Source organism: Paenibacillus tengchongensis (assembly GCF_008973665.1).
GTDB lineage: Bacteria > Bacillota > Bacilli > Paenibacillales > Paenibacillaceae > Paenibacillus_AQ > Paenibacillus_AQ tengchongensis.
Window position 1 is genome coordinate 57101 of record NZ_WACP01000022.1, and the last position, 9286, is coordinate 66386.

At 53.1% G+C, this 9286-nt stretch carries 7 protein-coding genes and 1 rRNA gene; all 8 read right to left on the reverse strand.

The features are described 5' to 3' along the window. Position 1: 1 nt before the first annotated feature. Entirely contained in the window at positions 2-1078 is a 1077-nt protein-coding gene (gene disA, locus F1381_RS26780; RefSeq protein WP_151737868.1) for a DNA integrity scanning diadenylate cyclase DisA, read from the reverse strand. Between the two features lie 14 nt (positions 1079-1092). After that, complete coding sequence (radA, locus tag F1381_RS26785) at positions 1093-2460, reverse strand: DNA repair protein RadA (protein ID WP_151737869.1); 1368 nt, start codon at positions 2458-2460, stop codon at positions 1093-1095. A 245-nt stretch (positions 2461-2705) separates the two neighbouring features. Then, complete coding sequence (clpC, locus tag F1381_RS26790) at positions 2706-5174, reverse strand: ATP-dependent protease ATP-binding subunit ClpC (protein WP_151737870.1); 2469 nt, start codon at positions 5172-5174, stop codon at positions 2706-2708. 36 nt (positions 5175-5210) lie between these two features. Next, complete coding sequence (gene mcsB / locus F1381_RS26795; protein WP_151737871.1) at positions 5211-6275, reverse strand: protein-arginine kinase McsB; 1065 nt, start codon at positions 6273-6275, stop codon at positions 5211-5213. Positions 6276-6306: 31 nt separating this feature from the next. After that, positions 6307-6828, reverse strand: coding sequence for a protein-arginine kinase activator protein McsA (gene mcsA / locus F1381_RS26800; RefSeq protein ID WP_151737872.1), 522 nt, complete (start codon positions 6826-6828; stop codon positions 6307-6309). A 29-nt stretch (positions 6829-6857) separates the two neighbouring features. After that, positions 6858-7319 carry a CtsR family transcriptional regulator gene (locus F1381_RS26805; protein ID WP_151737873.1) on the reverse strand — a complete coding sequence of 154 codons (462 nt, stop codon included), beginning with the start codon at positions 7317-7319 and terminating at the stop codon, positions 6858-6860. 278 nt (positions 7320-7597) lie between these two features. Further along, on the reverse strand, positions 7598-8776 hold the full coding sequence (locus F1381_RS26810; RefSeq protein WP_151737874.1) for a GNAT family N-acetyltransferase: 1179 nt from the start codon (positions 8774-8776) through the stop codon (positions 7598-7600). Between the two features lie 413 nt (positions 8777-9189). After that, positions 9190-9286, reverse strand: a 5S ribosomal RNA gene (gene rrf / locus F1381_RS26815); the annotation flags it as partial.

Here is a 9286-nt window from a genome sequence, read left to right on the forward strand (position 1 = left end):
TTTACATTTGTCTGTCAATAAGAACTTGCTTCTGCAGCCGCTTCAGTCCGTCCTGAATATGGCGCGCACGTACCTCACCTATGCCGTCGACTTCATCCAGCTCCGCAATGCTCGCCGTCATCAGATTAGGCAGCATCTCAAAGCGTTCCACCAGGTTATGGATAATGACGTTGGGCAGACGCGGGATTTTATTGAGCAGCCGGTAACCTCGCGGTGTAACGACCTCTTCGGAAGTAATCGCCGTTGAAGAGTAGCCGAGCAGACGGGCAATATGGTTGTCATCCATTAATTCGTCATCGCTTGACCGTTTCAGACCGGCAATGATTTCCCGGATTTTGTCCTCTTGTTCCTCTTTGGCATAGTCTCTGTATAAGAGCCACGCTTCTTCCTCTGTATTTCCCACCAGTTCTTCCATCTGCATGCTGATCAGTCGGCCCTCATTGCCAAGCTCGTTAATATAGCGTTTAATTTCCATCTTGATCCGCAGCACCATCTCCACTCGCTGAATAACGCCCACCACTTCCGCTACGGTAACAATTCCCTCATATTCGGAAGCCGAGAGATTGGTCAGACTTTGGTTAAGCACCGCTTTATATTTCTCCAGCGTCTGAATGGCCTGATTCGCTTTAGCCAGAATGGCACCGATATCCTTCAGCATATACCGGATATTCCCCTGGTAAAGGGTGATGATATTACGGCGTTGCGAGATGGATACCACGAGCTTCCCCGTTTGCTTGGCAACCCGCTCAGCCGTACGGTGACGGATACCGGTCTCGATGGAGGAGATCGAGGAATCCGGGATCAGCTGCGTGTTAGCATACAAAATTCGTTTCAGGTCCTCGCTTAAAATAATCGCCCCGTCCATTTTGGCCAGTTCATACAAATAGTTTGGGGAAAAATCGCAATTGATCGAGAACCCGCCGTCGACGACATCCATAACCTCCGGGCTGTAGCCGACTACGATCAGCGCTCCTGTCTTGGCCCGCAGCACATTCTCCAGACCTTCCCGGAAGGGTGTGCCCGGTGCCGCCATCCTGAGCAGATCATTCATATTGTCTGTTTGGTTATATTCTTTCATGTTATTTATGCCCCCTAATCTAACGCGACCGATAGTGCATCTGCCACAGAGCTGACGCCAATGATTTGGATATCCTGCGGATGCTTCCACCCCTTCAGACTCTTCTCAGGCATAATTACCCGGCGGAAACCAAGCTTGGCGGCTTCCTTGACCCGAGTCTCCGCCCGTGAGACTCCTCTGACTTCCCCCGTCAATCCGACTTCCCCGAAGAATACATCATAGGCTTTGGTCGGAATGTCACGGAGGCTGGAGGCTATGCTGACAGCTACTGCCAAGTCGACCGCAGGCTCATCCAGCTTCACCCCTCCGGCGACGTTCAGATAAGCATCCTGGTTCTGGAGGAACATGCCCATCCGTTTCTCCAGCACAGCGATAATCAGCGACATCCGCTGATGGTCCATGCCGGTTGACATCCGCCGGGGTGACGGGAAATGAGTGGCCGTGACCAGCGCCTGGAGTTCGACCAGCACAGGCCGCGTTCCCTCCATGCTGGCGACCACTGCCGACCCGGCCACTCCCAGCGGCCGTTCCGACAAGAACAGCTCGGAAGGGTTACCCACCTCTCTCAGCCCATCCTCACCCATTTCGAATATGCCGATCTCGTTCGTGGAACCGAAGCGGTTCTTCACGGCACGCAGCAGCCGGTACGTATGATGCCGTTCGCCTTCAAAATAAAGCACACAGTCCACCATGTGCTCCAGCATGCGCGGGCCGGCAATCGCTCCTTCTTTGGTGACGTGGCCGACAAGTACAGTGGCGATGCCGCGGACTTTGGCGATGCGCATAAACCGCGTGGTGCATTCACGTACCTGTGCCACACTGCCGGGCGCACTGGTCACCTCCGGCAGAAACACCGTCTGGATCGAGTCGATTACCAGAAACTGCGGCTGGATCTGCTCAATCGCTTCCTCAATACTCTCCATATTGGTCTCGCACAATACATACAGCTCGGGTGACAAAGCGCCGAGGCGGTCAGCGCGCAGTCTGGTCTGCCGGACCGATTCCTCGCCCGATATGTAGAGCACCCTCAGGTTCTGGGTGGTGAGGGCATGTGAGGTCTGGAGCAGCAATGTCGACTTGCCGATGCCGGGATCACCTCCGACCAGTACCAGTGATCCGGGCACGATGCCTCCGCCCAGCACACGGTTGAGTTCGGCAATGCCTGTCAATATACGCGGCTCTTTGTCACTTTCTATATTTATGATCGATTGCGGCTTTTCTTTACTCTGAAAAATCGGCGCATTCATTCCCTGGGTTTTGACTACGCTTTCCATCTCTTCCACCATGGAATTCCACGCCTGGCAGCCGGGGCACTTCCCGAACCACTTGGGCGATTCGTAGCCGCATTCGGTACAAAAAAACTTACTTTTCGCTTTGGCCATGGGTTCTCCTTACTATCTCAACTTACTAAAATTGCGGATAACGAGCTCCTAATCAAAGTTTACCATTTCTGCCCCTTGAACGAAAGCTCACTTCACTTTTACTTTTCGGACTGCTTCTTCTTCACCTTCCTGATTTTACATCTGTTGACCTTCTCTTATCGGACATCACGAATCCTTCTGCGAAAAAAAAAGCCCCCTCCCTTCGCGAACGAAAGGCGGGGACCCTGCTTGGCAAATTGTGACGATTATTCGGTTTCCGTTTCGGTAGTAAGCGAAGCTGCAACGGCAGGAGAAACAGTGCTTACTTCCAGCTGGCCGCCCACTTCGTCAATCTTGACGGAGTCGCCCTTCTTAATATTGCCCTTCAGCAGCTCCTCGGAGAGACGGTCTTCGATATGCTTCTGGATCGCCCGGCGCAGCGGACGGGCACCGAAGGCCGGATCATAACCTTCTTTGGCCAGGAAGGCCTTCGCCGTATCCGTAAGGGCGAAATCCACATCGAATTCACGCAGCCGCTTGCGCAGCTCGTCGGACATCAGGGTAACGATTTCGGCGATATGCTTCTCTTCCAGCGAGTGGAAGACAATAATTTCGTCTATACGGTTCAGGAACTCTGGACGGAAGCTCTTCTTCAGCTCTTCCATCACTTTGCCCTTCATGCTGCTGTATTCCGCTCCGGCATCCTGTACGGCGGTAAAGCCAAGCGTCGAGTTCTTCTTGATTGCCTGAGCTCCGACGTTGGAGGTCAGAATGATCAGGGTGTTGCGGAAGTCGACCACGCGGCCCTTGGAATCGGTCAGGCGTCCGTCTTCCAGCACCTGAAGCAGAATGTTGAATACTTCCGGATGGGCCTTCTCGATTTCGTCGAGCAGCACTACCGAGTATGGTTTGCGGCGCACTTTCTCTGTCAGCTGGCCGCCTTCTTCATAACCGACATATCCCGGAGGCGCTCCGACCAGACGCGACGTGGAGTGCTTCTCCATGTATTCCGACATGTCGATGCGGATGACCGCATTCTCATCGCCGAACATCGCTTCGGCCAAAGCCCGTGCCAGCTCGGTCTTACCAACCCCTGTAGGGCCGAGGAAGATGAACGAGCCCATCGGACGTTTCGGGTCCTTGAGGCCGGCACGTGCCCGGCGCAGCGCCCGGCTGACCGCCTTCACGGCTTCATCCTGGCCGATGACGCGCTCATGGAGCAAGGCTTCCATGTTCAGCAGGCGATCGGTCTCTTCTTCCTTCAGCTTGCTGACCGGAATACCGGTCCAGCTGGCCACCACTTGTGCGATATCCTCCGGAGTAACCTGGGAATCGGTACGGCCTTGCTTTTCCTTCCACTGGTTCTTGGTGGTATCCAGCTCCTCGCGGATCTTCTGCTCGGTATCGCGCAGCGCGGCCGCTTTCTCGAATTCCTGGCTTTGTACAGCCGAATCCTTCTCCTTGCGGATATCGTCCAGCCGCATTTCCAGCTCTTTCAGATTCGGCGGAATGGTGTAAGAGTTCAGCCTTACCTTGGAGCCCGCCTCATCGATCAGGTCAATCGCCTTGTCCGGCAGGAACCGGTCGGAGATATAACGGTCCGACAGCTTCACGGCTTCCACAATCGCTTCATCGGTAATCTTCACCCGGTGATGGGCTTCGTAGCGGTCGCGGAGTCCGTACAGAATCTGTACAGCTTCTTCCGGCGAAGGCTGATCCACTGTGATCGGCTGGAAGCGGCGTTCCAGAGCGGCATCCTTCTCGATGTATTTGCGGTATTCGTCCAAGGTGGTTGCCCCGATGCACTGCAGCTCGCCGCGGGCCAGCGCCGGCTTCAGGATATTGGAGGCGTCGATCGCGCCTTCCGCGCCGCCTGCCCCGATCAGGGTGTGCAGCTCATCAATGAAGAGGATGATATTTCCGGCCTGGCGGATTTCGTCCATAATCTTCTTCAGACGGTCTTCAAACTCACCGCGGTATTTGGTTCCGGCTACGACTGACCCCATATCGAGGGTCATCACACGCTTGTCGCGCAAGGTTTCCGGAATTTCATTGTTAATGATCTTTTGGGCCAGGCCTTCGGCGATTGCCGTTTTACCGACCCCAGGCTCCCCGATCAGTACCGGATTGTTCTTGGTACGGCGGCTCAGCACCTGGATGACGCGTTCGATTTCCTTGCTGCGGCCGATGACCGGATCCAGGTTACCGTCCTTGGCGAAGGCAGTCAGATCGCGGGCCAGTCCGTCCAGCGTCGGTGTGCTGACATTGACGGGAGCTCCGCTGTGGCTGGAGCTGGCTTCGCTGCTGCCGAGCAGCTGCAGCACCTGTTGGCGGGCTTTGTTCAGGCTGATGCCCAGATTGTTCAGCACACGGGCGGCCACGCCTTCGCCTTCACGGATTAGGCCCAGCAGAATATGCTCGGTGCCGACATAGGTATGGCCCAGCTTACGGGCTTCATCCATCGACAGCTCGATGACTTTCTTGGCGCGGGGAGTATAGGCGATGTTGGTCGGTTGCTCCTGTCCACGGCCAATCAGCGATTCCACTTCGTCCTGAATCTTCTCAAGACCGAGTCCCAGTCCGATCAGCGCCTTGGCGGCAATGCCGTCTCCTTCACGAATCAGTCCAAGCAAAATATGTTCTGTGCCAATGTTGTTGTGCCCCAGGCGAACGGCTTCTTCCTGCGCGAGCGCCAGCACTTTTTGCGCACGTTCCGTAAATCTTCCAAACATCATATCTCCTGCACCTCCACGAAAAATAAATATCTATAATTAATGTTGTGACCCCAGAGTTTCCCGGAGCAGCTTCGCCCGGTACATATCGCGTTCGGTGGAGGTCATCTCATCGCCGAACATTTTTTGCAAGAATCCCGGCTGTGTCTTTACATTAAGCTCATTCAGCACGGAGATCGAAGGATTCTCCAGAATGCCCAGGTCTACACCTAAGCGTAAATCAGACAAACGCTGTGCGGACTCCTTGAGCTCCATGATTGCGGCAAAAGACAAAATACCGTAGGACCGCTGAATCCGGTCGGTAATCCGCAGCGGAGAATCGGCCAACAGGCGCTCCCGCGCATGGCGTTCATGCTCAATGATCTGGGTGACCACCCCGTGCAGATTCTCGATAATCTCGCCTTCCGTCTGTCCCAGCGTAATCTGGTTGGAAATCTGAAAGATGTTCCCTACAGCTTCGCTGCCTTCACCGTAAATCCCTCTGACCGTGAGGCCAACCTGGTTCACGGCCGTCAAAATCCGGTTAATCTGCTGCGTCATTACAAGCGCCGGCAGATGAACCATTACCGAAGCGCGGAGACCGGTGCCCACATTAGTGGGGCAACTGGTCAGATATCCTCTTCTGTCGTCAAAAGCATAATTGACCGAGGCCTCGAAAATATCGTCGATGGCGCTCGCACGCTCCCACGCTTCCTTCACCTGCAGCCCGGGAAACAGGCACTGGATCCGCAAATGGTCCTCTTCATTGATCATAATGCTGACGGATTCATCCGCATTCAGAATGACCGCGCCGCCCCGCGAATCGTTGGCCAGGTTGGGGCTGATCAGATGCTTCTCGACGAGTACCTTCTTATCGAGTTCATCCAGCTCATCCAGCTTGACCAGCTCGAAGGTGCCTAAATCGGGAGCCGGGTTGGACGCAAATACCGGTGCCAGCTGATTCAGCGCCTCTTCCGCCTGCTCGCCGGAGGCCAGAAGCGGAAAGGGCAAATGCTCCAGGTTGCGGGCAATACGCATACGGCTGCTGATCACAATTTCGGAATGGCTGCCGCCGCTGCGCATCCAGTCGCTGAGGGCTTGTTCGGTAAACCGGAGACTTGACATGTCGTATCCCCCCTATATATGAAAGACTTTACTATTGTGCCATATCTTTTTCAAGTTTGCGGATCTGATCCCGCAGCTCAGCGGCGGTTTCAAATTCCTCTTCGGCAATGCTCTGCTGCATTTCCTGTTTCAATTCATCAATCCGCCGCTTAAATACAATCTGTGCTCCGGCCCGCTTCGGAAGCTTACCCACATGGGCTGTGCTGCCGTGCACTCTGCGGAACAGCGGATCCAGCGCATTGTCGAAATATTTATAACAGGAGCTACAGCCGAACCGCCCCAGCTTGCTGAACTGCGAATAGGTCATTCCGCATTTCTCGCAGTGCAATCCCTGAACATTCGTGGCAGCGGTGGCCTTCCCTTTACCTGCCCCCTCCAGATCGAGCAGCCCGGACAAGAGGCTGTGGATCGAGAAGCCTCCGGCGGTACCGGGAATCATTTCTCCCTTTTCACGGGCACAGCTTTCACATATATGAAATTCGGTCTTCTCCCCGTTCACGATCTTGGTGAAGTGGAGCGTAGCCGGTCTGACGCCGCATTCCTGACATAGCATAAGCGGGGTCCCTCCCTTACGAATGACAATTATTTGCCTAGCAAAGAAATTAGCATCGCCTTCATAATCTTGGCACGGATCTCATCCCGGTATGGTAAGTTGACCGTAAGACAGTCCCGGGAAACGGCAGCGCGCATCAGACACGCTTCGCGTGTGGAGAGGAAGCGGGCCTCCTCCAGCTGATAAATCAGCCCCTCTGCAGAAGTTTGATCCATTTCGTTGCCAATTGCGGTCTTGAGGTGCGCGTACAACGCTACATTCTGCGGCAGCTCAAAGCGCTGAATCCGAATATATCCGCCGCCCCCGCGCTTGCTCTCCACCACATAGCCCTTCTCAAGGGTAAACCGCGTGCTGATCACATAATTGATCTGCGACGGCACGCAGGAGAATTGGTCCGCGAGCTCATTGCGCTGAATTTCCACCGTACCTTCGGGACTTTCATGCAAAATATTCTTCAGATATTGTTCAATAATATCGGAGATATTACGCATCACTCATCCTCCAGTATAAGCAATTATAGTACTCATGTTGTGCATCCGTCCGGCGGTGATCTTTATAGAACTTAACCCAGGAATTATGGGACGAATCGGCCAGCGTTCAGGATGCCGTTGACTTTGACTTTCTTTGACTTTTTTCATATTATAACATATTTTTGCGGAATGCCAAGGGGTTGATGTTATTTTTTACACAATACATGCTTTGTATTCGGACACCGCCCGGTTTTGACCCGATCCCCCGCCCATTAAGAAACGGAGGAATCTCTTGCCGCTTAAAAAAAGTCAAACAGCGCGGTCTGCGCCTGTGGCACTCTCGCTTCCAGCCACTGTACAGCTTGTTCATTCCCCCTTAAAATACCTGCCCGGGCCAGACCGGCGGGGCGCTTGTATCCCAGCAGGATGGCACCCAGAGCGCCAATTCCGCACTGTAAATCCGCCTTATGGCTTTTCTCTTCAGCCGTAACTGCAGTCAGCGAACCCCGCCCAAGCTGATCGACCGTCCATCTCCACAGCCCGTTGTTCCATGGAGCATGCTCATCCTCTATACCTATAATAACCGCACTATCTCCCTTGTATTTAGCAAAGATGTAATTTCCTACAAATGATTGAGCATTAACAAGCCGGGCCATAAAATACGGATGGCTGTGCTGCTGAACCCGCGGATTGGGAAGCAAAAAGGGCAGCAGATCGTCGGCCGGTACTCTCGTCAGTTTGACCTGATCCACAGTGGCATCATGATTGCTGATAAAGGTTAACAGCCCCTGCCGCGCAGCTTCGTTTAAATAGACGAACTCTTCGACCGTCAGCTCCCGGTTTCCTATTTTATATAGAATATAGCCCCCGGGTTCTCCGGAACCAGCATAAAAAACAGCCGTATGTCTGTCCCCTTGCAATACACTGTGCTCCCACCAGTCCCTGTCACGCTTCAATGTTCCATTATATCCGGCTGCAAAAGCATTATACAGCTCATCAAGCTCTTCCACAGTGGCCCGGTCGCGCTTCACAATTCCCTGTATCTCCTGCCGTGGCGGATATTGCGTTGACGTAAGGACATACTCCTTATACTCACAGCATACTTCCCAGCCGTATCTGCGGTAAAAGGGGATTAAAAACGGATGAAGCATAGATATAGTCTGCCCGGCTTCATTCATCGTCTGCAGCACATGGGTCAGAAGCTTGGCAACCATTCCCTGACGGCGGTTTTCGGGCCATGTGGATACTCCGGCGATCCCGCCCATAGGAACCGCATTTCCTTGTATGTACAGAGATAATGGAAGTAGTGTCAGCTGTGCACCCAGTTCGCCGTCCTCAAAAAATCCCCAATTGCGCTCGGGCTTATACCTTAGTTTCTCCCGTTCTTTATCTTCTTCCGACAGCTTAAAATGAAAGGAATACTCGTCCAAGGCCAAGCCGGCTGCAAACTCCTCTGCCGTTAACTGTCTGATCACCACTTAAAATCCCTCCATTCACGGTGTTGTCTGCGCTTAGAAAGAGTATATCAAGCCCGAAAAAAGATAGCCAACTTCAGAGAAACAAATTATTCCTATATCAGTTATTAACAATTTATCAACAAGCATTCACAACTCCGCATTAATTCGAATGCAAAACTATAGTTATCCACGATTCTACTACAGTTATACACATATTCCACTTTTTATCCACAAAAACAGTGGATTCGTGGCTTTTTCTCTTGACATTTTTGTTTAATAGTAAATTCATCCACAGTTATTAATCGGTCAGCACCACGATTTCTAAACTGCACAGGCAAAATTTGCATTATTTCATGAAAATTATCCACAGCTTTTACACAACCCCGCACAACGCAAAAAAGCCACCGTTGAGGTTATCAACAGTGGTTCTTCGTGCTTGGCGGCGTCCTACTCTCCCAGGACCCTTCGGTCCAAGTACCATCGGCGCTGGAGGGCTTAACGGTCGTGTTCGGGATGGGTACGCGTGGAACC

What these genes read in the sequence shown, in the direction of transcription:
- disA (WP_151737868.1), bottom strand. Translation starts at nt 1,078, where the DNA reads ATGAAAGAATATAACCAAACAGACAATATGAATGATCTGCTCAGGATG.
- radA (WP_151737869.1), bottom strand. Translation starts at nt 2,460, where the DNA reads ATGGCCAAAGCGAAAAGTAAGTTTTTTTGTACCGAATGCGGCTACGAA.
- clpC (WP_151737870.1), bottom strand. Translation starts at nt 5,174, where the DNA reads ATGATGTTTGGAAGATTTACGGAACGTGCGCAAAAAGTGCTGGCGCTC.
- mcsB (WP_151737871.1), bottom strand. Translation starts at nt 6,275, where the DNA reads ATGTCAAGTCTCCGGTTTACCGAACAAGCCCTCAGCGACTGGATGCGC.
- mcsA (WP_151737872.1), bottom strand. Translation starts at nt 6,828, where the DNA reads ATGCTATGTCAGGAATGCGGCGTCAGACCGGCTACGCTCCACTTCACC.
- F1381_RS26805 (WP_151737873.1), bottom strand. Translation starts at nt 7,319, where the DNA reads ATGCGTAATATCTCCGATATTATTGAACAATATCTGAAGAATATTTTG.